23 protein-coding genes are annotated in these 23,173 nt (G+C 64.2%); 14 read left to right on the top strand and 9 right to left on the bottom strand.

Annotated features, from left to right (window positions below; all coding sequences use genetic code 11):
- Positions 1-38: 38 nt before the first annotated feature.
- The 8 genes from HPF_RS13365 to HPF_RS13330 all read right to left on the bottom strand — a co-directional run bounded on the left by HPF_RS13365 (position 39) and on the right by HPF_RS13330 (position 9,323).
- Entirely contained in the window at positions 39-1,091 is a 1,053-nt protein-coding gene (locus tag HPF_RS13365) for a branched-chain amino acid ABC transporter permease (protein ID WP_060985447.1), read from the bottom strand.
- Between the two features lie 3 nt (positions 1,092-1,094).
- Entirely contained in the window at positions 1,095-1,982 is an 888-nt protein-coding gene (locus tag HPF_RS13360) for a branched-chain amino acid ABC transporter permease (RefSeq protein ID WP_207959151.1), read from the bottom strand.
- Positions 1,979-3,991, bottom strand: a complete 2,013-nt coding sequence (locus HPF_RS13355) for an AMP-dependent synthetase/ligase (RefSeq protein ID WP_243721583.1) — start codon at positions 3,989-3,991, stop codon at positions 1,979-1,981. The genes HPF_RS13360 and HPF_RS13355 overlap by 4 nt, the downstream gene beginning before the upstream one ends.
- On the bottom strand, positions 3,988-4,746 hold the full coding sequence (locus HPF_RS13350; protein ID WP_082753265.1) for an ABC transporter ATP-binding protein: 759 nt from the start codon (positions 4,744-4,746) through the stop codon (positions 3,988-3,990). Before HPF_RS13350 ends, HPF_RS13355 begins: the two co-directional genes overlap by 4 nt.
- Before the next feature lie 54 nt (positions 4,747-4,800).
- Positions 4,801-5,961: an acyl-CoA dehydrogenase family protein gene (locus HPF_RS13345; protein ID WP_082753266.1), complete on the bottom strand. Its 1,161-nt coding sequence runs from the start codon at positions 5,959-5,961 to the stop codon at positions 4,801-4,803.
- Between the two features lie 46 nt (positions 5,962-6,007).
- Positions 6,008-7,255, bottom strand: a complete 1,248-nt coding sequence (locus tag HPF_RS13340) for a thiolase family protein (RefSeq protein WP_133156854.1) — start codon at positions 7,253-7,255, stop codon at positions 6,008-6,010.
- A gap of 27 nt (positions 7,256-7,282) precedes the next feature.
- Positions 7,283-8,083 carry an enoyl-CoA hydratase/isomerase family protein gene (locus HPF_RS13335; protein ID WP_060985451.1) on the bottom strand — a complete coding sequence of 267 codons (801 nt, stop codon included), beginning with the start codon at positions 8,081-8,083 and terminating at the stop codon, positions 7,283-7,285.
- Positions 8,084-8,144: 61 nt separating this feature from the next.
- Positions 8,145-9,323 carry an acyl-CoA dehydrogenase family protein gene (locus HPF_RS13330; protein WP_060985452.1) on the bottom strand — a complete coding sequence of 393 codons (1,179 nt, stop codon included), beginning with the start codon at positions 9,321-9,323 and terminating at the stop codon, positions 8,145-8,147.
- 371 nt (positions 9,324-9,694) lie between these two features.
- On the opposite strand from HPF_RS13330, the gene HPF_RS13325 reads away from it, so the two are divergent.
- From HPF_RS13325 to HPF_RS13265, 13 genes are all read left to right on the top strand, one after another.
- Entirely contained in the window at positions 9,695-9,928 is a 234-nt protein-coding gene (locus HPF_RS13325; RefSeq protein WP_133156853.1) for an AMP-binding enzyme, read from the top strand.
- A gap of 107 nt (positions 9,929-10,035) precedes the next feature.
- Positions 10,036-11,220, top strand: coding sequence for a lipid-transfer protein (locus HPF_RS13320; RefSeq protein WP_133156852.1), 1,185 nt, complete (start codon positions 10,036-10,038; stop codon positions 11,218-11,220).
- Between the two features lie 34 nt (positions 11,221-11,254).
- Positions 11,255-11,698, top strand: a complete 444-nt coding sequence (locus tag HPF_RS13315; RefSeq protein WP_066690406.1) for a MaoC family dehydratase N-terminal domain-containing protein — start codon at positions 11,255-11,257, stop codon at positions 11,696-11,698.
- Positions 11,699-11,708: 10 nt separating this feature from the next.
- Complete coding sequence (locus HPF_RS13310) at positions 11,709-12,125, top strand: MaoC family dehydratase (RefSeq protein WP_066690407.1); 417 nt, start codon at positions 11,709-11,711, stop codon at positions 12,123-12,125.
- A 67-nt stretch (positions 12,126-12,192) separates the two neighbouring features.
- Complete coding sequence (locus HPF_RS13305; RefSeq protein WP_066690408.1) at positions 12,193-13,020, top strand: SDR family NAD(P)-dependent oxidoreductase; 828 nt, start codon at positions 12,193-12,195, stop codon at positions 13,018-13,020.
- Between the two features lie 31 nt (positions 13,021-13,051).
- Positions 13,052-14,233: an acyl-CoA dehydrogenase family protein gene (locus HPF_RS13300; protein WP_133156850.1), complete on the top strand. Its 1,182-nt coding sequence runs from the start codon at positions 13,052-13,054 to the stop codon at positions 14,231-14,233.
- Between the two features lie 10 nt (positions 14,234-14,243).
- A complete protein-coding gene (locus tag HPF_RS13295; protein WP_165961702.1) occupies positions 14,244-15,386 on the top strand; it encodes an acyl-CoA dehydrogenase family protein in 1,143 nt (380 codons plus the stop codon).
- Positions 15,373-15,558: a biotin/lipoyl-containing protein gene (locus HPF_RS13290; protein WP_133156848.1), complete on the top strand. Its 186-nt coding sequence runs from the start codon at positions 15,373-15,375 to the stop codon at positions 15,556-15,558. The genes HPF_RS13295 and HPF_RS13290 overlap by 14 nt, the downstream gene beginning before the upstream one ends.
- Positions 15,555-16,394 carry an enoyl-CoA hydratase/isomerase family protein gene (locus tag HPF_RS13285; protein ID WP_243721582.1) on the top strand — a complete coding sequence of 280 codons (840 nt, stop codon included), beginning with the start codon at positions 15,555-15,557 and terminating at the stop codon, positions 16,392-16,394. The genes HPF_RS13290 and HPF_RS13285 overlap by 4 nt, the downstream gene beginning before the upstream one ends.
- A gap of 36 nt (positions 16,395-16,430) precedes the next feature.
- Positions 16,431-17,063, top strand: a complete 633-nt coding sequence (locus HPF_RS13280) for an MBL fold metallo-hydrolase (protein ID WP_243721581.1) — start codon at positions 16,431-16,433, stop codon at positions 17,061-17,063.
- A 37-nt stretch (positions 17,064-17,100) separates the two neighbouring features.
- On the top strand, positions 17,101-17,751 hold the full coding sequence (can, locus tag HPF_RS13275) for a carbonate dehydratase (protein WP_066690418.1): 651 nt from the start codon (positions 17,101-17,103) through the stop codon (positions 17,749-17,751).
- A 28-nt stretch (positions 17,752-17,779) separates the two neighbouring features.
- Positions 17,780-19,201, top strand: a complete 1,422-nt coding sequence (locus tag HPF_RS13270; RefSeq protein ID WP_060984637.1) for an MmgE/PrpD family protein — start codon at positions 17,780-17,782, stop codon at positions 19,199-19,201.
- Entirely contained in the window at positions 19,201-20,370 is a 1,170-nt protein-coding gene (locus HPF_RS13265) for an acyl-CoA dehydrogenase family protein (protein ID WP_207959149.1), read from the top strand. Before HPF_RS13270 ends, HPF_RS13265 begins: the two co-directional genes overlap by 1 nt.
- Positions 20,371-20,397: 27 nt before the next feature.
- Here the strand turns inward: HPF_RS13265 and HPF_RS13260 are convergent, their stop codons facing one another.
- A complete protein-coding gene (locus HPF_RS13260; RefSeq protein ID WP_060984639.1) occupies positions 20,398-22,365 on the bottom strand; it encodes an AMP-binding protein in 1,968 nt (655 codons plus the stop codon).
- 95 nt (positions 22,366-22,460) lie between these two features.
- On the opposite strand from HPF_RS13260, the gene HPF_RS13255 reads away from it, so the two are divergent.
- Positions 22,461-23,132: a nitroreductase gene (locus tag HPF_RS13255; protein WP_060984640.1), complete on the top strand. Its 672-nt coding sequence runs from the start codon at positions 22,461-22,463 to the stop codon at positions 23,130-23,132.
- Positions 23,133-23,173: the final 41 nt, after the last annotated feature.

The raw sequence follows: 23,173 nt of genomic DNA, 5'->3' as shown, positions 1-23,173 counted from the left end.
AGGTAAAAAGGCACTGAGACTCGCCGTGGTGAACGGGTTCAGTGATGAAACGGCCAGAGCCGATAGTTGGCTTTCAGGATGTTCCAGCGGTGCATCAGGCCTTTCGGTTCCAGCAGCAGGAACAGCGTGATGATGAGCCCGAGAAACACATTCATGCTGGCGAAGATCAGATCGCTGCTCAGGCTGGGGATGCGCTCGACCAGATCGGGCCCCAGACTGGTAATGGTCTCCTGCACGCCCCGGATGAGCACGGTGCCGATCAGCGCCCCGACGAGTGAGCCGAGCCCGCCGACGATCATCATGGCAATGAACCAGATCGAGTTGAACAGCGTGAACTGATCGACCGAAACATAACGCACCTGGTAGGCCCAAAGGGCGCCGCCAATGCCGGCGTAGAAGGCGCCCAGCACAAAGGCGCGCGATTTGGCGCCAGCCACGTCTACGCCCATCATGCCGGCAGCCACATCGTCGTCGCGCACGGCGACGAAGGCGCGCCCGTGGCGGCTGCGCAGGATGCCGAAAGCGCCGAATACCATCACCAGGGTGACGACCAGAAACAGGTAGTACAGGGAGCGGTCGGTGTTGAACACGTAGGCGCCCACCTGAGCCGGCTGCAGACTGAAACCATTGACGCCGCCGAGCCAGTCCGAGGGCAGATTCAGCACCATGAAGTGGAAGATGAACTGGGCCGCGATGGTGGTCAGCGCAAGGTAAAAGCCCTTGATGCGCGCCGCCGTCAAGCCAAACAGCCAGCCGGCCAGCGCTGCGACCAGCCCTCCCACCGGCACCGCCACCCAGAACGGCAGCCCGGCCTTGACCTCGATCACGCTGGCGGCGTAGGCACCGACCCCCATGAAGGCAGCCTGGCCCAGGTTGATCTGCCCGGCGTAGCCGGTGGTGATCTGCAGGCCGACCACCACGATGGAGGTGACCAGCATCAGGTTGGCTATTGCTACCAGGCGCGCCGAGGCGAACCAAGGGTAGATCAGCAGAATGCCGATGAACAGGGCCAGCGCGACCCACTGGGCACGCGTGCGGATCAGCGCGCGGTCACGTGCATAACTGGTGGAAAAAATGCCGGAGGGATCCATGGGTCAGACTCTTTCAATGCGTTTCCAGCCGAACATGCCGGTCGGACGGACCACCAGCACCACCAGCATGAAGATATAGGGGACGACGGCGGCGGCGTTGCCGCCGATCAGCGGGTCGATGTAGGCGGCCGTCAGCCCCTGCACGACCCCGACGATGATGCCGGCCAACAGCAGGCCGCCGATGGATTCGAGCCCGGCCAGCAGCGCCACCGGCAGGGCGGCGAAGCCGATCTCGGAGGACAGGACGGTCAGCGACTTGCCGCTCAGGTAGACCATCGAGGTGATGACCGACAGCACCCCGCCCAGCGCCCAGGCGAAGGCGATGGAGCGGCGCACGCTGATGCCCATGGCCAGCGCGATTTGGTGGTCTTCGGCCACTGCCGACATGGCCAGCCCGGTGCGGCTGCGGTTGAAGAACCAGTGCAGCGCCACCGCCGCCAGCACCGCGATGAGGCCACCGATGGCGAGCGAGCGCGGGATGATCATCTCGCCCAAGATGATGGGCGCCAGGGGAAAGATGGCGGGGAACTGACGCTCCTGCGGGCCCCAGATCACCAGCACCAGTCCTCGCATCAGGATCAGCAGCCCGATGGTGACCATGATCATCGAGAACACCGATTCGCCGATCAGGCGCCTGAACAGCAGCCGTTCAATCGCCAGCCCGATCAGCACCGAAATGCCCAGCGCGACGGCGATGCCCAGCACCGGATGCATGCCGCGCGACTGGATCGCCCACCACAGCAGGAAGGCACCCAGCACGATCATCTCGCCGATCGCCATGTTGAAGACCTTGCTGGCGCGGTAGATGACCACAAAGCCCATGGCGACCAGCGAGTACAGCAGGCCGAGCAGCGCGCCGTTGATTGTGTAGTTGATGAATTCGATGATCATGGTGTGGGCGTCTGGTCGATGTCGGTGGCCACTACGGTTGCCCGCAGCACGCCCTGGCGGCCGTCCTGATAGGTCACGGCGATTTCGCAGGCGATGTCGGCGGCGCCTGCATACAGGCCGTCAATCAGCGCCCGATAGCGCACCTCAAGAAACTCGCGGCGCAGCTTGCGCGTGCGCGTGAGTTCACCTTCGTCGGGGTCGAGTTCCTTCGGAAAATTGGCGAAACGCACCACGCGCGAGCCTTCGGGCAGCAGTTTGTTGATGCGGCGGATTTCGCCCTGCACCAGTTGCCGCACTTCGGGTCGCTGCGACAGATCGGTGAAGGTGGAGAAGGCGATGCGCCGCTCCTCGGCCCAGCGGCTGGTTACTGCCATGTCGATGTTGATCAGTGCGCCAACCCAGGGCCGGGTGGCGTCGCCCAGCACCATCACGTCCTTGATGAAGGGCGAAAAGCGCAGGCGCGTCTCGATAAACTGCGGCGGATACAGATGGCCGCTGGCGAGTTGGACCAAGTGCTCCAGCCGGTCCAGGTACACCAGTTCACCGCAACCGGTCTTGCGCACAGCGTCACCGCTGACGTACCAGCCGTCGCGCTGGATGGCGGCGGCCTTCTCGGGTTTGCCCCAGTAGCCGAGAAAGCCGGTGCCGCCGCGCAGGAGCAGCTCGCCGTTATCCTGGATGCGCGATTCCAGCGGTGCGCCGAAGGCAGGATCCACATCGAGCAGCGGGCCCACGGTTTCGAGGTCGTAACGCTCGCCGCGGTGGCCGGCAATCAGGCCGAATTCGGAACAGCCGTAGATGTTGCGCAGTGGCACGCCCATGGCGTGAAACAGCCGGAACACGTCGGGCGCCATGGCGGTGCCGCCAGAAACGGCGACCTTGCCGCGAATAAAGCCAAACTGGTCGCGCAGCGGATGAAGCACCAGCGCTTCGGCCAGCGGCAGCAGCAGCCGCGACAGCCACGGTGCCGTCCGCCCCTCGAGCCGCGCAACATGCACGTCGTGGCCGATGCGTATGCCCCAGCGGTAGATGCCGCGCGCAATCCAGTTCGCGGCGAGCATGCGCGCCTCGATGGTGGCGGCGATGTTCTCCCACTGGCGCGGGCCGAACAGCACGATGTGCGGCGCGAGTTCGCGCAGATTGGGCAAGACCTGGTCAGGACCTTCCGGGAAGCTGACCACCAGCGGCATGGTCAGCCCGAGTGTCACGCCCAGCAATTGCTCGGTGATCCAGGCCAGCGGCGTGTAGGACAGGTACTCCATGCCGGGCTTGATCGGAAGCGCGCTGCTCATGCGCAACGCGTTGTCCATCAGCCAGCGGTGACTGATCATCACGCCCTTGGGCTTGCTGGTGGTGCCGGAGGTGTAGGTCAGCAGTGCCAGATCGTCAGGGTGGCCGGCGGCGATTTCGCGTTCGAAGCGCTGCGGTTGCCGCTCGTGCTGGCGCCGCCCTTCGTCGGTCAAGGCATCGAAGGATTGCAGCAGCGGATGCCGGTACGACCACATGCCCGAGTTGTCCCAGTAAGCGATGCCCCGGATGTCGGGCAGCCGCTCCAGCAGCGCGAGCGCCTTGTCGACCTGCTCCTGATCCTGCGCGAAGATGAAGCGGGCCTGCGCGTCCTCGCAGAGGTAATGCAGTTCGTCGACGGTGGCGTCGGGGTAGACCGACACGGTTTTGGCGCCCAGTGACTGGGCTGCAAACAGAGCCCAGTAATGCTCGGGTTCGTTCTCGCCGATCACGATCGCGGTTTCGCCGCGCTGCAGGCCCTGCGCTGCTGCGCCAAGCGCCATGCTGCGCGTGCGCTCAAACACGTCGGACCACGTATAGCAGCGCCACACGCCTTTGCGCTTGACGCGCTGCGCCAGTCGCTGCGGATGTTCCTGGGTGTGGGCGAGCAACTTCTGTGGCAGGGTGAGTGCGGATGCCGGGGTGGGATGGTGCGCGCTCACTGAATTGCCCTTCGCGCTGTGCGCCGCGGTATTCGCCTTGGGAGCGGCCCGGCGGTTCATGCCGCTGCTCCCAGGTAGGCCTGAATCACGGCCGGGTCGGCTTGCACCTGCGCCGGCGTGCCGTCGGCGATCTTGCGGCCGAAGTCTAGTACCGCTACACGGTCGGCCAGATCCATGACCACCCCCATGTCGTGCTCGACCAGCACCACCGGGATGCGCTTGGCCTCACGCACATCGATGATGAAGCGTGCAAGGTCTTCCTTTTCTTCGGTGTTCATGCCGGCCATCGGTTCATCCATCAGCAGCACCTTGGGGTCCATCGCCAATGCACGGCCCAGGTCGACGCGCTTGCGAAGACCGTAGCCGAGTGCGCCCACCGGCTGGTGGCGGATGTTTTCGATTTCGAGGAAGTCGATGATTTCCTCGGCCGCTTCCCGGTGCAGGGTTTCTTCACGCTGGGTCCAGGGGAAATAGAGAAATGCCTGCGCCAGACTCGAGCGCATCTTGCAGTAGCGGCCGACCAGGATGTTGTCGAGCACGCTCATGTTGGAGAACAAATGGGTGCCCTGAAAAGTGCGCACCACGCCGTCGCGCGCGATTTCGTGCACCGCGCGGCCCTTGATGTCGTGCGCGCGGTAGTGCACATCGCCCTGTTGCGGCTGGTAAAAACCGCTCAGCACGTTCATCAGCGAACTCTTGCCGGCGCCGTTGGGGCCGATGATGGCCAGCAGCTCGTTGTCACGGACTTCGATGCCGACGTCAGCCAGGGCCGTCACGCCGCCGAATCGCAGCGTGACGTTCCGGGCCTGGAGCACCGGAACTTCACTGGCCCGGGCGATTGAGGAGGGGGAGGAAAGGGAGGCCATGGGTCAGGAGAAAGCATTGATGCCGGTCAGGGTGCGGCCAATGATGAGCTTCTGGATCTCGGTCGTGCCGTCGGGGATGGGCATCATGCGGGCGTTTCGGAACAACAGTTCCACCCCAAAGTCCTTGGTAATGCCGTTGCCACCATGAATCTGCACGGCTTTCGACGTGACGTTGACAGCCATCTCGGTGGCGTACCATTTGGCCATGGCGCTTTGCACCTCGCTGCGCACACCGTGGTCGATCAGGTTGAAGGCGCGGTAGACCAGTAACCGTGCGGCATCGAGTTCGGTGGCGGCTTCGGCCAACATCCCCTGGATCAACTGGTGGCCGCCGATCGGCTTGCCATGCTGGCGACGCTCCTTCGAATAGGACACCGCCTTGTCAAGCGCCGCCTGTGCGATTCCCACCGAGGTAAGGCCGACCATGGGACGCGCTTTCTCGAACAGCACCATCGTGTTCTTGAGGCCGGAGCCTGGCTCGATCATCATATTGGCTGCCGGTACGCGAACGCCGTCGAAGAAGAGCTGTGCGGTCGAGGTGCTGTTGAGACCGAGCTTGTCGATGTTGCGGCTTTCGTAGCCGTGTTCGGCGCGGTCGACCAGGATCATCGACAGGGCGCCAGAGCCTTCGCTCGACGTGCGCACGATGACCATGCAAAAGTCGGAGTAGTGCCCGTTCGAGATCCAGGTTTTCTCACCGGTAACGATGTAGTGGTCGCCGTCACGCTGGGCCCGGCAGGTGACTTCAGCCACGTTGGAGCCGACACCGGGCTCGCTGATGCCGCTGCAGGCGATGATTTCGGCGCGCACCATGCGCGGCAGGTACTTCTCGCGCATGGCGGTGTTGGTGCACACCTCCAGTGAATAGGCGCCGAGCTGCTGAATCAGCAGCGAGATCGCCACGTCGCCGGAGATGCGCGCGAGCTGCTCGTACATCAGCGCATAGGTGAGCCAGGGCATCCCCATGCCGCCGTATTGCTCGGCGATGATGCCATTGCCGCCCATGCCGTAGGGCAGCATTTTCTGGAAAATTTCGAGCATCAGCTCTTTTTCAATCAGCTTGTCGGGCTGGTAGCGTTCGACGATCGGGCGCAGTTCGTTTTCGAGGAAGCGTGTGAAGCCTTCGACGGCCATGCGCTGCTCTTCGGTGGGCAGGAAGTTCATGGAGGACATCTCTTCAGGTCAAGGTTGACGGCGCAGCAGGCAAGCCTCAGCGGCCGAGAATGGTGATGGCGCAGACCGCCTCTTCGAGGCCGAACAGGCCGCCGCCGTTTTCGGCGATGGCGAGCCGTGCGCCCTGCACCTGGCGGGCCCCGGCTTCGCCACGCAGTTGGGTGACCAGTTCGTGCAACTGGCCCAGACCGGTAGCGCCGATCGGGTGCCCTTTGGACTCCAGTCCACCCGAGGTGTTGATGGGGATGCGCCCGCCAATCGTGGTGCCGCCGCTCTCGGCGAGCCATCCGCCTTCGCCGAACGCGCAGAAGCCCAGGTTTTCGCTCTGCACGATTTCGCCGATGGCGGTGGCATCGTGAACCTCGGCCAGCGAGATGTCCTGCGGGCCGATGCCGGCGAGTTTGTAGGCGAGCTTGGACGCCCTGGCGGTGATGTGCTGGCCCACGTCTTCGGGTCGCCGGTTGGTGCCCGTGGCCACCACGGAGGCCAGCACCTTGATGGCACGCCTGCGGTCGGCCATCCGCGCCAGCGCCGCCTCCGAGCAGACGATCGCCGCGGCTGCACCGTCGCTGATCGGCGCGCACATCGGTAGCGTGAGCGGGTAGGTGATGGGCGGCGCGGCCAGTACCTCGTCGATGGTGTAGGCGTTGCGGTATTGTGCCAGCGGGTTGTGTACGGAATGGCCGTGGTTCTTCGCCGACACCGCAGCGATTTGCCGCTGCGTGGTGCCGAACTCGCGCATGTGAAAGCGTCCAAAGGCGGCGTAAATGTCCATGAACAGGCTGTATGGCGCCTTCGACATCGACCCTTCAGGCGGCTCCACGCCGTGCCCCATTTGCAGCAGATTGCGTTTGTTCTCCTCGACCGTTGCCACGTCCCAGGCGCCGTCGAAGACGCTGAACATTTTGGCCTTGTCGGTGCAAAACATCTTCTCGGCACCCACTGCCAGCGCGATCTCTCCCGCGCCGGAGCGCACATACTGCACCGCCAGGCTGAAGGCCGAGCTGCCACTGGCGCAGGCGTTCTCAATGTTGAAGATCGGGATGGATTCGAAGCCCATGGAACGCAACGCAATCTGGCCGCGGATCATGCTCTGGCCTTCCAGCACACCCTGGGTTGCGTTGGAAAAGTACGCCGACTGGATATCGCTGGTGGCGAACCCGGCGTCGGTCAGCGCCGCGTGCACCGCAGCGGCGGTGAGTTGCTTGATGCCGCGATCGAGGAATTTGCCGGTCGGTGTCATGCCGACGCCGGCAATGTAGACGGTTGGGTGCGTGTGGCTCATCGTGGGAATTCTTGTGCAGCGTTCGGTTCAGTAGCCTTTGAAATCGGGCGTGCGTTTGCCGACGAAGGCCGCGAGGCCTTCGCGGATGTCGTGCGAATGGCGATGCGCGTCGAGCACCACCCGCTCCAGCCGCAGCGCCGAAGCCTGTGGCTGCTCCAGCCCGTCGGCGACCGTCTGCTTCATGCGGCGGATGACGAGCGGACTCTTGCTGGCGATGCGCGCGGCCAGTTTCTCCACCTCGCTCCCCAGATCGGCGTCGGGAACGACGCGGTTCACGAGGCCGAGTGGCACCAGTTCCTTCGCCGGCAGGGTGTCGCCGGTGAAGAGCAGGTATTTCGCGGCGGTGGCGCCAATTCGGCGCGGCAGGATCGCGGCGCCGCCGGCGCCGGGGAAGACGCCGAAATTGGCGTGGGCGTCGCCGATGCGGGCACTGTCGGCGGCGATGATCAGATCGCAGGCCATCGCCAGTTCCAGGCCACCGGCCAGGGTCAGGCCATTCAATGCCGCAATGGTGGGCTTGGGGCACATGCGCAGCCGTTCCATCATCGCGCCAACCTGGTCGAGAAAATCTGTCATCGGGTCGATCGGCCCAGGCGAACCGCCCGCGTCCTCAAAAACGCCCTTGAGGTCGGCCCCGGCACAAAAGGCACGGCCTGCTCCGGTGAGCACGATGACGCGAATGCCGGGGTCGCGCTCGATGCGCCCGATGGCCTCCAGCAGCTCGGTGCACATCGGGCCCGACAAGGCATTCATCGCGTCGGGCCGGTCAAGGGTGATCCAGGCGGTGGCGCCGCGCTGCTCGTAGCGGATCGTCGGGGTCGCTTCCATGTGTCTCCTTCGTGTTGTTGCGTGGCCTCGGCCAGCATCGTGCCGCGGTCCGCAAGCGGATTCAGCCTTTCAGCAGCTCCTCTGCGATGATCAATTTGCGCACCTCGGATGTTCCGGCGCCGATCTCGAGGATCTTGATGCAACGGAACAGCCGGTTGATCTCGGACTCCCAGATGTAACCGCCCCCGCCATGGACTTGCATGGCCTTGTTGAGCACCCGGTTGCAGGCCTCGCCAGCAAAGAGAATGGAGGCTGCAGTGAGCTTGTGGGCTTCGCCGCGTCCGCCGCCGCCGATCTCGAGGTCATTGACCTCGGCCAGTGTGCGCCAGACGAGGGTTTTCATCGCCTCGGTTTCGGTGTACATCTCGGCCAGCATGGCCTGCACCATCTGGAAGCTGCCGATAGGTTTGCCGAACTGCACGCGCGTCCTAGCGTATTCGACGCTCAATTCGAGCGCGCGTTCACAGATGCCGACGCACAGCGCTGCCACCAGCGCGCGCTCCAGGTCGAGTCCGCTCATGACGATTTTGACGCCTTCGTTTTCCTTGCCAACCAGGTTGGCCGCCGGCACGCGGCAGTCGTCGAATACCAGCTCGCCGGTCTGGCTGCCGCGAAAGCCCATCTTGACCAGTTTTTGCGCCACCTTGAAGCCGGGGAAGTCTTTTTCGACGATGAAGGCCGAGATGCCCTTGGCGCCGAGTTCCGGGGCGGTCTTGGCGTAGACCAGCAGCACATCGGCCACCGGGCCGTTGGTGATGTAAATCTTGGTGCCGTTGAGGATGTAGTGGTCGCCCACACGGCGTGCGCTGGTGCGCATGGCGCCCAGTGCATCCGAGCCGGCGCCAGGTTCGGTCAGGCCGAGCGCGCCGATCTTGCTGCCGTCGCACAGGCCGGGCAGGTATTGGCGGCGCTGCGCTTCACTGGCGTTGCGGTAGATGTTGTTGACGCACAGGTTGTCGTGCGCCGCCCACGACAGCGCGAGGGCAGGGTTCCAGCGCGCGAAGGCCTGGCAGATCAAACCCGAACTGAACAGGTCCATGCCGGCGCCGCCATGCTCGGCGGGCACGGTGACGCCCATGAAGCCGGCCGCGCCGATTCTCTGAAAAATATCCGGCGGCCACCATTCCTCGTCGTCCATGCGACGCGCGAGCGGCACAAACTCATTGCGGGCGAACTTGTCCGCGGCATCGAGCACGGCGCGGTCGTCGGCGGAGAGAACGAAACTGCGGGGGGTGACCATGTGGGGGTGCCAATCGGTGTTTGGGTTGTGGGTCAATGCGTCACGACGCGCGCGAGATCGGACCGGCGCCGACGAGACCTTTTTAAGTCGATGCAAATTTACTGGGGCGTTGCAAATCTGTCAAGCGTTAGATAGAATGTGGTGCGAACATTCACTTGGGGTGCCAGAACTGGAGGCTGTATCCATGGGAGACGGAATCGGCGCGTTTTCTTTGACCGTGGCCGACCTGCTGCGCAAGCAGGCGGCCGTCCGTGCCGAATCGACGGCTGTTGAGGATGCACGGGGAGTGCTGGGCTACCGAACGATTTACCGGTGCGTGAGTCGATTTGCCTGCGTACTGGCCGTAGCTGAAATGACGCACTGCGTGCGCCTTGCCTCAACAGCTTCGCCGCGACGAGCGCTGGGGCGAAGTACCCGTGGCCTTCGTCGCGCTCAAGCCCGGAGCCGCCACGGACGCGCAGGCCCTGCTGCCGTGGTGCCGTGCGCAACTGGCCGGCTGCAAGGTGCCCAAGGACATTCGGTTTGTCGATGCCGCCGCGTTTCCGCGCAGCAGCACCGGCAAGATACAGCGCCACGAGATCGAGCGCCAATGGGCAAGCCTGTGATCCCGGAGGTTCGGCGCTGCCGCTTTGGCAAGCATCCGGTCACGACGCATGCGGCGCGACCATTCATCAGCGTCAGCCGACGCGTCAACTTGAGGAGTTAGAGAGTCATGGGTCATAAAGTCATCGTCGCCGGCGTCGGCATGGTCCCGTTCACCAAACCGGGTGCCAGTGAGCCCTATCACGTGATGGGAGAGAAGGCCGTGCACCAGGCCTTGGCCGACGCGCGAGTCGAGTACCCCATGATCCAGCAGGCCTATGTCGGCTACGTGTATGGTGATTCCACCTGCGGCCAGCGCGCGCTGTATCCAGTGGGCATGAGCGGCATACCGATTATCAACGTCAACAACAACTGCTCCACCGGTTCCACCGCGCTGTTCCTGGCGCGCCAGGCGGTTGAAAGCGGTGCGGTCGATTGCGTGCTGGCGCTGGGTTTTGAGCAGATGGCGGCAGGCGCCATCAAGGCTCAGTTCGAGGACAGGCCCACGCCCTTTGAAGCATTCGACCGCGCCACCGCCGAACTGGTGGGTCACCCGGAAATCCCGCTGGCCATCCGTTACTTTGGCGGCGCGGGCAAGGCGCACATGGACAAATACGGCACGCGCCTGGACACCTTCGCCCACATCCGCGCCAAGGCCAGCCGCCATGCCGCCAACAACCCGCTCGCGCTGTTCCGCAAGGAAGTCAGCGTTGACGATGTGATGAGCGCACCAACCGTCTGGCCCGGCGTGATGACGCGCTTGATGGCGTGCCCGCCGACCTGCGGCGCCGCCGCCGCGGTGATCTGCTCCGAAGCCTTCGCCAGGAAGCACGGGCTAGACACCCGCGTCTCCATCCGCGCCCAGTCGATGAGCACGGACTTCCCCAGCACCTTCGAATCGCACGACATGATGCGCCTGGTCGGCTTCGACATGGCGCGCGATGCGGCGCAAAAGGTCTATGCGCAAGCCGGCATCGGTCCGGACGACGTGGATGTGGTCGAGCTGCACGACTGCTTCGCACAGAATGAACTGCTGACATACGAGGCCCTGGGCCTGTGTCCGGTGGGGGGCGCGGAGAAGTTCGTGCTGGACGGCGACAACACCTATGGCGGCAAGGTCGTCACCAACCCGTCGGGAGGACTGTTATCCAAGGGCCATCCGCTGGGGGCCACCGGCCTGGCGCAATGTTTTGAGCTGACCCACCAACTGCGCGGCACGGCGGACCAGCGCCAGGTCGAGGGCGCGCGCGTGGCCTTGCAGCACAACCTCGGGCTGGGCGGCGCTTGCGTCGTCACGCTCTACCAGGCCGCTTGAGCGCAAACACAAGAAAACCAGGAGCTTGAATCCCATGATTGACAAAAAATTCATCGGGTACGAGGTGCCGCCTACGCTGTGGGATGTGGAGAAGGGGCGCATTCGCTTCTTCGCCGAGGTGATCGGTAGCGCTGATCCGATTTACCTCGACGAGGCCAGCGCCAAGGCCGCCGGTTACCGCAACGTCGTTGCGCCACCGACCTTCATCTTTGGTGCCGAGAGCGATTCGGGCGTGCTGATGAAGTTGCTCGACACCCTCAGGATCGATCTGCGCGAGGTCTTGCACGGCGAGCAGCGCTTCGACTACCACGCCCCGGTGTGCGCTGGCGACACGCTGCGCTTCCAGACCCGGGTCGCCGACATCTACGACAAGAAGGACGGCGCACTCGAGTTTGTCGTCAACGACACGAAGGTCACCAATCAGCTCGGCGAGCATGTCGCCGACTTGCACTCGGTGATCGTCGTGCGCCACGCCTGAAGGAATAGCCATGAACGCTCAAACAAAAATGATCCAGGTCGGCGATGACATGCCCGTGGTGGAGTTGCCACCCATCAGCCGCACCACCCTGGCCTTGTTCGCCGGCGCCTCGGGCGACCACAACCCGATCCACATCGACATCGACTTCGCGCGCGGCGCGGGCATGAAGGACGTGTTTGCGCAAGGCATGTTGTCGATGGCCTATCTCGGGCGCGCGCTCACCGAATGGGTGCCGCAGCGCCAGATTCTCAGCTATGGCGTTCGCTTTGCGGCCATGACCCACCTGGGTGACCGCGTGCGCTGCAGCGGCAAGGTGGTCGAAAAGCTCGAGCACGCCGGTCGCCCCTGCGTGCGCGTTCAAATCAGCGCGGCCAAGGCCACGGGTGAAATCACGCTGGCGGGCGAGGCCCTGGTGGCCCTGAACTGAGGGCCGCTGACGGGCGGTCCAATTTACATATTTCTTTTCTTTTCAATCACAAGCAAGGACACACATCATGAAAAAGCTCGAAGGTAAAGTCGCGATCGTCTCCGGATCGGGTCGCGGCATTGGGCGCGCCATCGCCATGAAGCTCGCCAGCGAAGGTGCCAAGGTCGTGATCAATGACCTCGACGCCGCGCCGGCCGAGCAGACGCTGGCCGACATCAAGGCCGCTGGCGGCACCGCCGTGGCCTGCGTAGGCAGCGTCACCGCCGACGGTTTCGCTGATCGCTTCGTCAAGACCGCGATCGACAACTTCGGCGGCCTGGACATCATCATCAACAACGCCGGCTACACCTGGGACAACGTGGTCCAGAAGATGACCGACGAGCAATGGAACGCGATCATTGATGTGCACCTGACCGCGCCGTTCAAGATTCTGCGCGCGGCCGCGGAGTTCATTCGTGCCTCTTCGCGCAAGGAAGCCGAAGCAGGGCAGGAGGTGTTCCGCAAGGTGGTCAACATCTCGTCCATCGCCGGCACCGGCGGCAATGCCGGCCAGGCCAATTACTCGGCCGGCAAGGCCGGCATCATCGGTCTGACCAAGGCGCTGTCCAAGGAGTGGGGGCGCTACAAGGTCAACGTCAATGCCGTCGCTTTTGGCATGATCAAGACGCGGCTGACCGAAGCTTCGGCCGCCGGCGATGCCTCGATTGACGTCGAAGGCCACAAGATCAAGGTCGGTGTCAATCCTGATCTGCTGGAAATGATGGAGCGCACCATTCCGCTGGGTCGCGGCGGTACGCCCGAGGAAGCGGCCGGATCGGTCTATCTGCTGTGCATTCCAGAATCGAACTACGTCAGCGGCCAGACCCTGATTTGCGGCGGCGGCATCTCGATCTGAAACGCATACCACCAGCGCACAAAGGCACACGATGGACATTGATTTCAGCCCGGAAGACAGGGCGTTCCAGCAAGAGGTTCGCGCCTGGTTCAAGGCCCACACGCCAGCCGAGCTCAAGCGCAAGACCGTTACCGGGGAAATGCTGCAAAAGGACGACATCGTTCAATGGCAGCGCCGGCTCGACACGCAGGGCTGGCTGGTCACCGGCTGGCCCAAGGAGCACGGCGGGCCGGGCTGGACGCCAACGCAGCGCTATATCTTTGACCTTGAACGCGCGGCGGCCAGCGCGCCGGTCGGCCTGTCGATGGGGGTGATTATGCTCGGGCCGGTGCTGGTCGCCTTTGGAACGCCTGAGCAAAAGGCCCAGTACCTGCCGCGCATCCGTCGCTGTGAAGACTGGTGGTGCCAGGGCTATTCCGAGCCGGGCGCAGGCTCGGATTTGGCCAGCTTGAAGACCACGGCCGTGGCCGATGGCGACGACTACATCCTCAACGGTTCGAAAATCTGGACCACCTACGCACACTGGGCCACCCACATGTTCTGCCTGGTGCGCACCTCCAGCACCGGGAAAAAGCAGGAAGGGATTTCCTTCCTGCTGATCGAGATGGACCGTGCTGGCATCGAGGTCAAGCCCATCGTCTCGATCGACGGCGAGCATCACCTCAACCAGGTGTTCCTCACCGACGTTCGTGTTCCCAGGAAAAACCTGGTTGGCCGTGAGGGCCAGGGCTGGGACATTGCCAAGTACCTGCTGACGCACGAACGCACCAGCATCGCCGGCGTGGCCGACTGCAAGGCGCATCTGGCCAACCTGTACACCGCAGCGGGTGAGCGCCGCTCGGGCGGCCGACCGCTGGCCGAGGATGGCGCGATGCGCCTCAAGCTGGCGCGTGCCGAGATTGAACTGATGGCGCTTGAATACACCAATTTCCGTGTGCTCGCGGACACTGCCACAGGCAAGGCACCGGGGCCGGAATCCTCACTGCTCAAGACCATGGGCACGGCGGTGCAACAGACCTTGTCTGAGCTGGACGTGGAAATCGCCGCGGAGATGGCGTGGCCCTGGCACGAGGGCGGCGAGTTGGGCCACGGGCGCTACGCGCATGCAATGCCGCGCTACTGCTTCTCACGCGCTGCCACCATCTACGGTGGCAGCGACGAGGTGCAGAAGAACGTACTGGCCAAGATGCTTCTGGCCGGCGGCGCACGCTAAAGGAAACCCCATGAACTTTGATTTGTCTGAAGAACAAACGATGCTGCGTGACGCGGCGCAGAAATTTTTGCGCGCCGAGTACGGTTTCGATGCCCGCAACAAAATCGCCGCCTCCGAGCCCGGCATGAGCCGTGAGCACTGGCGGCGATTCGGCGAGTTCGGCTGGCTGGGCGTGGCGCTGCCCGAAGCGGACGGCGGTTTCGGCGGAGGCATTGTCGAGACGATCCAGGTCGCCGAGGCCTTGGGTGCGGCGCTGGTGGCAGAACCCTATCTCGCCAGCACGGTGCTCGGTGCGCAGGCGGTGGCGCGCGCAGGCAACCCGGCGCAGCGCTCGACGTGGCTGCCAGGGCTGGCATCGGGCGAGCTCATTCTCAGCTTGGCGCACACCGAGGTCGATGCGCGTCACGACCTCGCCCATGTCCAGACCCGCGCCACCGCCAAGGGCGGTGGCTGGGTGCTGTCGGGCCGCAAGAGCGGCGTGCTGGGCGCGCCCTGGGCTGACGGCTTTGTCGTCGTGGCCAGGACGTCGGGCGCGGTCAATGAGCGCCGGGGTATCAGCTTGTTTCTGGTCGGGGCCAGGACGCCAGGGGTGCAGGTGGCGGGTTACAAGGTCTATGACGGCAGCCGGGCCGGCGATCTCCGGCTCGACGATGTCGTGCTCGGCGAGGGCGCGCTGCTCGGCACCGAAGGCGAAGGCCAGGCGCTGCTGGAGCACTTGATCGATCTTGGCATTGTTGCCGCCTGCGCCGATGCCCTTGGCGCGATGGGCGCGCTGCTGCGAAAAACCGGCGAGTACGTCAGTACGCGCAAACAATTTGACGTGCCGATTGCCAGCTTCCAAGTTATCCAGCACCGGCTGGTCGATATGTTTGCCGCCGTCGAAGCCACCCGCTCCCTGGTGTTGATGGCGGCCTTGCATGCCGAGCATCTCGATGCGGCGGTCCGTTCGCGTACCGTGTCGGCCGCCAAGGCGGCCATTGGCGAGCGAGCGCGTTTCGTCGCCCAGCAGGCGGTGCAGTTGCACGGCGGGGTGGGCATGACCGAGGAGTTGGACATCGGTCATTACTTTCGCCGCCTCACCCTCTTTTGCAACCTGTTCGGCAGCTCCGACCACCACCTGCAGCGTTTTGCGGCGCTGCGTGCGGCAACTTGATGGCGTGATGGGCGACCGGTTGCGAGACGGCGACGTGGAGTCGATGAAGATGGAGATGTGCATCAACGCCGATCACGACGGCGTGGTGCGCTTGCTGTCGGTGCAGGCCGGGGAGATGGTCGAGCGCGGCCTGGTCGTGGCGGTGGTCGAATCCGAAAACGCCGGCGAATGAATGGCGAACAAGTTGATCGCAAGAGGTTTTTACCAGGAGATCAAGACATGAGCGAAGCAGAAACGGTTCTGTACGAGGTGCGCGATGGCATTGCCACGGTAAAGATCAACCGGCCCGAGATGCGCAACGCGCTGTCACCGGCCGCCGCCAACCGGCTGCACGACCTGTGGGGTGAGGTCGATGCCGATAAAAACGTGCGCGTCGCCATCCTGACCTCGGCCGATTGCGGCACCTTCTGCGCCGGGCTCGACCTGCGCGAGGCGTCGCGCGTCAAGAAGGAAGAGGGCGTCGACATCCTGACCAAGATGAAGGATCCGTTCCACGGCCGCCAGCGCCGCGTGGCCAAGCCGATCATCGCCGCGATGACCGGCCACCTGATTGCCGGTGGCATGATGCTGAGCCTGAACTCGGATCTGCGCGTCGGCCTGAAGGGCACGCAAGTCGGCATTACCGAAACGCGTATCGCCGGGCGCGGCAGCCCGTGGGCGATTCCGCTGCTGTGGATGCTGCCGCAGCCGATGCTGATGGAGATGGTGCTGACCGGCGACCTGTATCCGATCGAGACTTTCCATGGGCTGGGTTTCATCAACTACCTCGAAGACACGCCGGATGCGGTGCGCGCCCGCGCCACCGCGCTGGCCGAGCGCATCCGCGACAACGCGCCGCTGTCGGTGATGGCCGGCAAGGAGTCGATCCTGACGGCCATGAGCGCGGGCTGCGACGCCGGCATGGCGCTGGCGCACAACATCTATCGCGCCGCCTATGCCAGCGAAGACGCGCAGGAGGGCCCGCGCGCTTTTGCCGAGAAGCGAAAGCCGGTGTGGAAGGGGCGCTAGCCTGTGCCAGCCATGGAACAGAGAAGGGATGCTGACGTGACCAATGGCACCGACTCCCAGTTTCCTTCGGGCATGCACGTGCTTGAGCGCGGTTGGTTGTCTTTCAACAGCATTCTTTTCGCCGGATTGCAGTCCACCGCGCTCGTTGACAGTAGGTACGGCAGACACGCCGATCAAACCGTTCAGCTCGTCAGCGCTGTTCTGCAGGGACGGAAGCTGGACATCCTGCTCAACACGCATTTGCACAGCGACCATTGCGGCGCCAACGCTGCCATTCAGGCGCGTTTTCCAGAACTTAGAACACTCATTCCACCGGGTCAGTCTTCGCTTGTATCGTCATGGGACCTGAGGATCATGCCCGGGCGCAGCGTGGATCTGCCAGCCGATGTCTGCAAGGAGACTTTCCGTGCCCGGCACCATTCCGTGATCTTGTTCGAACCGACTTCACGGACATTGATCTCCGCGGATGCCCTGGGGGAAAAAGGCTTTGGGGTCGTGTTTCCCGAGCTGGAAGGTGAAAGCGCTTTCGACGCGGTTGCCACCACATTCGATTTGATCGAACGACTCGGACCCCGGCAGGTCATTCCCGGTCATGGCTCATCCTCCAGCTACCGCAGCCATGTGTTGACCTCTGCGCGTGATCGACACTTGTGCGATCCGCAGTGGTAAGTAGAGCAGGCGACATGGTCTATAACGCGTGAAATCGATGTGCAACCTCGACCCTCTTTTTGAAAACAACCGGAACTGGTCGGCGCGCTGCGCTGCCCACGATCCGCAGTACTTCGAGCGGCTGGCGCAACAGCAGATGCCACGCTACCTGTGGATCGGCTGCTCCGACAGCCGGGTACCGGCCAACGAAATCGTGGGCTTGCAGCCGGGCGAGGTGTTCGTGCACCGCAACGTCGGCAACCTGGTGGTGCACTCCGACCTGAACTGTCTGACGGTGCTGCAGTACGCGGTTGAGGTGCTCAAGGTCGAGCATGTGCTGGTGGTCGGGCACTACGGTTGCGGTGGCGTGCAGGCAGTGGTCGAACAGCGCCGAACCGGCCTGGCCGACAACTGGCTGCGTCATCTGGAAGACGTGGCGCGCAAGCATGCCGATCGGCTGGACGGCATTTCCTGTGCCGACGAGCGCGCCGCCCGGCTTTGCGAGATGAACGTGATCGAGCAGGTCAGCAATGTGTGCCGCACCACCATCCTGCGCCGCGCTTGGGAGCGCGGACAACAAGTCGAGGTGCATGGGCTGGTCTATGGCCTGCGCGACGGCTTGCTTCGACGGGTTGGTGTCAGTGTCAACGGTGCGCAGGATGGGCAAGATCGTTACCTCCAGTCACTGGCCGCGCTGTGTCTGCCGTGAAACTTGACGCGAGCGAGGCGCATTGAAAATGATTCATAACACCCCTAACGCCGCGCCCAGCATTGCCGCGCAGTTGGCTTCGTTCGCGCATGACCTCGAGCCCGGCATGCTGCCGGCGGCCGTGGTCGAACGGGCCAAGCTGCTGATGCTCGACGCACTGGGCATCGCACTGGCGTCGTCACAGCAGGATTTCGCGCACTGCGCCTACCGCGGCCTGCAGGCCTTGGGCGGCGCGGGCGATAGCGCCGTCATGGGCGCCTTTGCGCCATTGCTGTTGCGTGACGCGGTGTTGATGAATGGCATCCTGGTGCATGGACTGGACTTTGATGATACTCACCCCGGCGCGATCACGCACCCCAGCGCCAGCGCCTTTCCGCTGGCGTTGGGCCTGGCGGCGCAGCGGCATGCCACGGGCGCTGAGATGATCGCTGCCTACGTGCTGGCGATCGAGGTCGCAGCTCGCCTGGGTGCAGCGGCCCGGGGCGGCTTCCACGACGTTGGCTTTCATCCGACCGGGTTGGTGGGGGCTTTTGGTTGCACGCTGGCGGCGGGCAAGTTGATGGGGCTGGACCGGATCGGACTTGAACACGCGCAAGGTGTGGTGTTGTCCATGGCTTCTGGCAGCATGGAATTCCTGAGCGACGGCGCCTGGACCAAGCGCATGCACCCGGGCTGGGCCGGTGTCTGCGGACTGACAGCCACGGCGCTGGCCGGTGCCGGGTTTCGCGGCCCTTCACAGCCTTATGAAGGGCGTTTTGGCCTGTACGCCAGCCACCTTGCCGCACGCGGCCTGCAGGCCGACCTGTCGCAGTGCACGCGCGGCCTGGGCGAGCGCTGGGAAGTGCTCGATGTCGCCGTCAAGCTGTATCCGACCTGCCACTTCACGCACGCCAGCATCGACGCCGCGTTGGCGCTGCGGGCCGCCGGTCTGCGTGCCGAGGAGGTGGCGTCGGTGCAGGTGCTCCTGCCGCAAGGGGTGCACCCGGTGGTGTGCGAGCCAGTTGCGGCCAAGCGCCGCCCGGCCAATGTCTATGAATCGCAGTTCAGCATCCACCACCTTGTCGCGCTGGCCCTGCTGCGCGGGGAATTGGGGCTGACCGAACTGGATGCTGTCAACCTGAGCGACCCACGGGTGCAGGCGCTGGCTGACCGCATCGAGCACGTGGCCGACCCCGAAGCCGATTACCCGGCCTTCTTTTCGGGTGAACTGCGCGTGCGCACGCACGACGGGCGCGAACTGCGCTGGCGTGAGTCAGCGCACCGTGGCGCGCCGGGTCGACCCATCACGGGCGCTGACATCGAGATCAAATTCATGCGCAATGCGCTGCTGGCGCTGCCACGCGATCAAGCGCTGCGCTGGCGCGACGCCGTGCTGGCGGCTGACCGGATCAAAGACGCAGCCACCTTGGCGCGCACCCTGACCCAGTCCAACACCTCCGGAGCCCCCTGATGACCACCAGCCAGCCCATGGCCTTTGATGCTGAAAAAGAAAGTTTGGTGCTCGATGCCGTCGAGCGCTTCGTAGAGAGGGAGCTCAAGCCGGTGGCGCAGCGGCTCGAACATGCCGACGAGTGGCCGGCCGGCATTGTCGCCGGGATGCGCGAGATGGGCCTGTTTGGCTGCATCATCCGGGAGGAATACGGCGGCCTGGGCCTGTCGGCCAGCACCTATGCCAAGGTTGTGGAGCGCATCGCGCGGGTCTGGATGTCGGTGTCCGGCATCATCAATTCGCATCTCATCATGGCCGCTTGCGTGCAGCGCAACGGCACCGAGGCGCAACGCCAGCGTTTTCTGCCGATCTTTGCCAGCGGCGAGCTGCGCGGCGGGCTGGCACTGACCGAACCCGATTGTGGCACCGATCTGCAGGCGGTGCGCACGGTGGCGCGCCGCGACGGTGATCACTACGTCATCAACGGCACCAAGACATGGATCTCCAACGGCATCCATGGACAGGCCTTTGCCGTACTGGTCAAGACCGACCCCCAGGCGCAGCCACGGCATCGTGGCATGAGCCTGTTCATCTGCGAGAAAGGCCCGGGCTTCACCTCCACCCGCAAGCTGGAAAAGCTCGGCTACAAGGGCATTGACAGCGCCGAGCTGGTGTTCGAAAACTTCCGCGTGCCGGCCGAAAATCTGGTGGGCGGTGTGGAAGGGCAGGGCTTCAAGCAGGTGATGAGCGGGCTCGAGCTCGGGCGCATCAATGTGGCAGCACGCGGCGTGGGTGTGGCGCGCGCCTGCCTGGAGGAATCGGTTGCCTATGCGCAACTGCGGCGCACCTTTGGCAAGCCGATCTGCGATCACCAGGCGATTGCGCTCAAGTTGGCTGACATGGCGACCCGGGCCGAGGCGGCGCGGCTGCTGGTTGAACAGGCCGCGCGTGCTTATGACGTTGGCCAGCGCTGCGACATGGAAGCCGGTATGGCCAAGCTGTTCGCCAGCGAGGCGGCGGTCGAAAACGCCATGGAAGCACTGCGGATTCACGGTGCCTATGGTTATTCGAAAGAGATGAACGTCGAGCGCTATTACCGCGATGCGCCGCTGCTGTGCATTGGCGAGGGCACCAACGAACTGCAGCGCCTGATCATTGCCCGCCAACTGGTGGAGCGGGACCCCATTTGAGCCTTCGCCTGCTGAGCGATCGGAGCCTCACTCCGCCAGTTTGTTTTGCAGTTCGGCCACGGTCTCCGGGTTGACCAGCGAGGACAGGTCACCCGGGCTCTCGCCCCGGTACACGGCACGCACGACGCGGCGCATGATCTTCATGTTGCGCGTCTTCGGCAGGTCGCTGACCAGCAGCACCTGACGCGGGCGGTAAGACGTGCCCATGCCTGCGACCACGGCCCCCGACAGTTCGGCTTGCAGCGCCGCTCCCGCCGCCACGCCGGGCATCGGCACGCAGACGCAGACGATGGCCGAGCCCTTGATCTCGTCGGGCACGCCGACCACCGCGGCCTCCGAGACCTTGCCGGTGCCGGTGAGCAGCGTTTCGATTTCCGACGGGCCGGTGCGCTTGCCCGAGACCTTGATCGTGTCGTCGCTGCGGCCGAGGATGTAGAACAGACCGTCTGCGTCACGCATGGCGAAATCGCCATGCACCCACAGGCCGGGGAGGGTACGCCAGTAGCTGTCGAGGTAACGCTCGTCGTCGCGCCACAGGCTTTTGGTAAAACCGATGTTGGGATTGCGCAGCACCAGTTCGCCGACCTGCCCGGGGCCGACCGGCTGGCCGCTTTCGTTCACGATGTTAACGCCCGCACCGAGTCCGCGCGCGCCAAACGAGCCAGGACGCAGAGGATGGTGCAGGGTGCCGGTGAAATTACAACCGCCGACCTCGGTGCCGCCCACGATGTTCAGGAACGGAAGCTTTGTTTTGCAGACGTGCTCGAAGAACCAGCGCCACGGCGCCTCGGTCCAGGCCTCGCCGCCTGAGCAGGTGACGCGCAGGGACGACAGGTCGTAGCGCTCGACGTCCTCGTTGCCATGGCGCATCAGCCCCCGGATCAGCGTCGGCGCCACCCCGACATAGCTGACCTTGTGGTCCTGCAGCAGGCGCCAGAACCGCCCGGTGTCGGGGTAATCGGGCGTGCCTTCGGCCACCAGCAGGCTGCCGCCAAAGTAGCTCGGAATGCAGGCGCACATGGCGCCCACCATCCAGCCCATGTCGCTCATGAAGAAGAAGCGGTCGCTGGCCTTGAAATCGGCGCAGATGTGCATGTCGCGCGTGACCATCGAGCCAAGGAAGCTGACATGCGTCCAGACGCAGCCCTTGGGTTTGCCGGTGGTGCCGGAGGTGTAGAGCAGCACGGCGGGTGCCTCGGCCTCCATTTCGGCGGTCGGGCGGTCGGCGGGTTGCTTGGCCACCAGCGTGGCCCAGTCGTGGTCGCGTCCGGGTGTCATCGGGCAGGCGAGTGCTTCGCCCAAGTGGCGCAGCACCAGCACGTGCTGCACGCTTGGCGCTTCGGCCAGCGCTTCGTCGAGCACCGGCTTCATGGCCCCTGGGCTGCCGCGCCGCCAGGTGCCATCGACCGTCAGCACGGCTTTGGCTTCGCCGTCGTTCAAGCGCGAGATGATCGGCTGCGGCCCGAAGCCTGAAAACAGGGGCATCAGGACCGCCCCCATTTTCAGCACCGCGAAAAACGCGATGAAGGTCTCTGGCAGGTTGGGCATGAACAGACCGACCCGGTCGCCGCGCCCTATGCCGAGCGACGCCATCGCCCCTGCCAGGCGGCAAACCTCGGCATCGAACTCGCGGTAGCTCAGGCTCCTGCGGTCTTTCGGGTCTTCTCCCTCCCAGACCAGGAAGGTCTGCTCCCACACCGGCGTGCCGCGGTGCCGGTCCAGACAATTCAAGACGATGTTGGTCGTGCCGCCTGCACACCAGCGCGCCCATTCGATGCCGCGCGAGGTGTCGAGCATCTGGGTGTAGGGCTTGTAGAAGCGCATGTCGCAGAAGTCGAACACCTCTTCCATAAGCCATGCCGGATCGGCATCGGCACGCGCGCTCAAGTTCTCGAAGCTGGATTCGCCAACCTTGCGCAGGAAGGCGGTGAGGTTCGATTGCGCCATCAGGTCCGGGGTTGGCACCCAGTCGAACGGTTGTTTGTTAGAAATCATGACATAATATACACTGAAGGCCGCGCTGGAGTCCAGTGTGGTACCCGTATGAATTTTTTCCTTTATTTGGCTTGTCAGAAGGGCGGTGTATTCCCATGCATGTCGACGAAGCGATCCGCAGCCGAAAATCAGTCAGGCGTTTTCTGCCCACGCCCATTCCCACCTCGGTCGTGCATCACATACTGGACGTGGCGGCGCGGGCGCCGAGTGGCAACAATGTGCAGCCGTGGAGGGTTTATGCGGTGGCGGGCGAGGCGCGGCAGCGCTTGTGCGATGCCATCGTTCATGCGGCCACCCACGAAGCCGACCGCCACCTGCCCGAGTACGCCTATTACCCCACGACCTGGGTTGAGCCGTATCTGGAGCGCCGGCGTCGCTGCGGCTTCGGCCTGTATGCCAGCCTGGGCATCGGCCGCGACGATATGGCGGCGCGCGAGCGCCAGATGCTGCGCAACTACCTTTTCTTCGACGCGCCGGTCGGGCTGATCGTCACGCTGGACCGCCGCCTGAACACCGGCAGCTTCATGGACCTGGGGATGTTCATCGAGAACATCCTTATCGCCGCGCGCGCCCAAGGCCTGCACACCTGTGCGCAGGCGGCGTTTGCCTGGTTCCACAAGGTGGCGCGCACCCAGTTGCCGATCGGTGACCACGAAATCCTGGCCTGCGGCATCGCCCTGGGTCACGAAGACCTGTCGGCCCCGGAGAATGCCTTCATTACCGAACGTGCCGAGGTGGATGCCTTCGCCAGCTTCCATGGCTTTTGATCCTCAGGGCGTGATCGAAGTCGATCGCCCTGGGTTGCTTG

The organism is Hydrogenophaga pseudoflava, from assembly GCF_004353865.1.
GTDB lineage: Bacteria > Pseudomonadota > Gammaproteobacteria > Burkholderiales > Burkholderiaceae_C > Hydrogenophaga > Hydrogenophaga pseudoflava.
Note: the sequence above shows the minus strand (reverse complement) of the source record. Positions and strands in the feature narration are given on the sequence as shown.

What these genes read in the sequence shown, in the direction of transcription:
- HPF_RS13270 (WP_060984637.1), top strand. Translation starts at nt 17,780, where the DNA reads ATGATTCATAACACCCCTAACGCCGCGCCCAGCATTGCCGCGCAGTTG.
- HPF_RS13305 (WP_066690408.1), top strand. Translation starts at nt 12,193, where the DNA reads ATGAAAAAGCTCGAAGGTAAAGTCGCGATCGTCTCCGGATCGGGTCGC.
- HPF_RS13355 (WP_243721583.1), bottom strand. Translation starts at nt 3,991, where the DNA reads ATGAACCGCCGGGCCGCTCCCAAGGCGAATACCGCGGCGCACAGCGCG.
- HPF_RS13255 (WP_060984640.1), top strand. Translation starts at nt 22,461, where the DNA reads ATGCATGTCGACGAAGCGATCCGCAGCCGAAAATCAGTCAGGCGTTTT.
- HPF_RS13335 (WP_060985451.1), bottom strand. Translation starts at nt 8,083, where the DNA reads ATGGAAGCGACCCCGACGATCCGCTACGAGCAGCGCGGCGCCACCGCC.
- HPF_RS13260 (WP_060984639.1), bottom strand. Translation starts at nt 22,365, where the DNA reads ATGATTTCTAACAAACAACCGTTCGACTGGGTGCCAACCCCGGACCTG.
- HPF_RS13365 (WP_060985447.1), bottom strand. Translation starts at nt 1,091, where the DNA reads ATGGATCCCTCCGGCATTTTTTCCACCAGTTATGCACGTGACCGCGCG.
- can (WP_066690418.1), top strand. Translation starts at nt 17,101, where the DNA reads ATGTGCAACCTCGACCCTCTTTTTGAAAACAACCGGAACTGGTCGGCG.
- HPF_RS13310 (WP_066690407.1), top strand. Translation starts at nt 11,709, where the DNA reads ATGAACGCTCAAACAAAAATGATCCAGGTCGGCGATGACATGCCCGTG.
- HPF_RS13295 (WP_165961702.1), top strand. Translation starts at nt 14,244, where the DNA reads ATGAACTTTGATTTGTCTGAAGAACAAACGATGCTGCGTGACGCGGCG.
- HPF_RS13360 (WP_207959151.1), bottom strand. Translation starts at nt 1,982, where the DNA reads ATGATCATCGAATTCATCAACTACACAATCAACGGCGCGCTGCTCGGC.
- HPF_RS13265 (WP_207959149.1), top strand. Translation starts at nt 19,201, where the DNA reads ATGACCACCAGCCAGCCCATGGCCTTTGATGCTGAAAAAGAAAGTTTG.
- HPF_RS13315 (WP_066690406.1), top strand. Translation starts at nt 11,255, where the DNA reads ATGATTGACAAAAAATTCATCGGGTACGAGGTGCCGCCTACGCTGTGG.
- HPF_RS13285 (WP_243721582.1), top strand. Translation starts at nt 15,555, where the DNA reads ATGAATGGCGAACAAGTTGATCGCAAGAGGTTTTTACCAGGAGATCAA.
- HPF_RS13320 (WP_133156852.1), top strand. Translation starts at nt 10,036, where the DNA reads ATGGGTCATAAAGTCATCGTCGCCGGCGTCGGCATGGTCCCGTTCACC.
- HPF_RS13330 (WP_060985452.1), bottom strand. Translation starts at nt 9,323, where the DNA reads ATGGTCACCCCCCGCAGTTTCGTTCTCTCCGCCGACGACCGCGCCGTG.
- HPF_RS13300 (WP_133156850.1), top strand. Translation starts at nt 13,052, where the DNA reads ATGGACATTGATTTCAGCCCGGAAGACAGGGCGTTCCAGCAAGAGGTT.
- HPF_RS13345 (WP_082753266.1), bottom strand. Translation starts at nt 5,961, where the DNA reads ATGAACTTCCTGCCCACCGAAGAGCAGCGCATGGCCGTCGAAGGCTTC.
- HPF_RS13340 (WP_133156854.1), bottom strand. Translation starts at nt 7,255, where the DNA reads ATGAGCCACACGCACCCAACCGTCTACATTGCCGGCGTCGGCATGACA.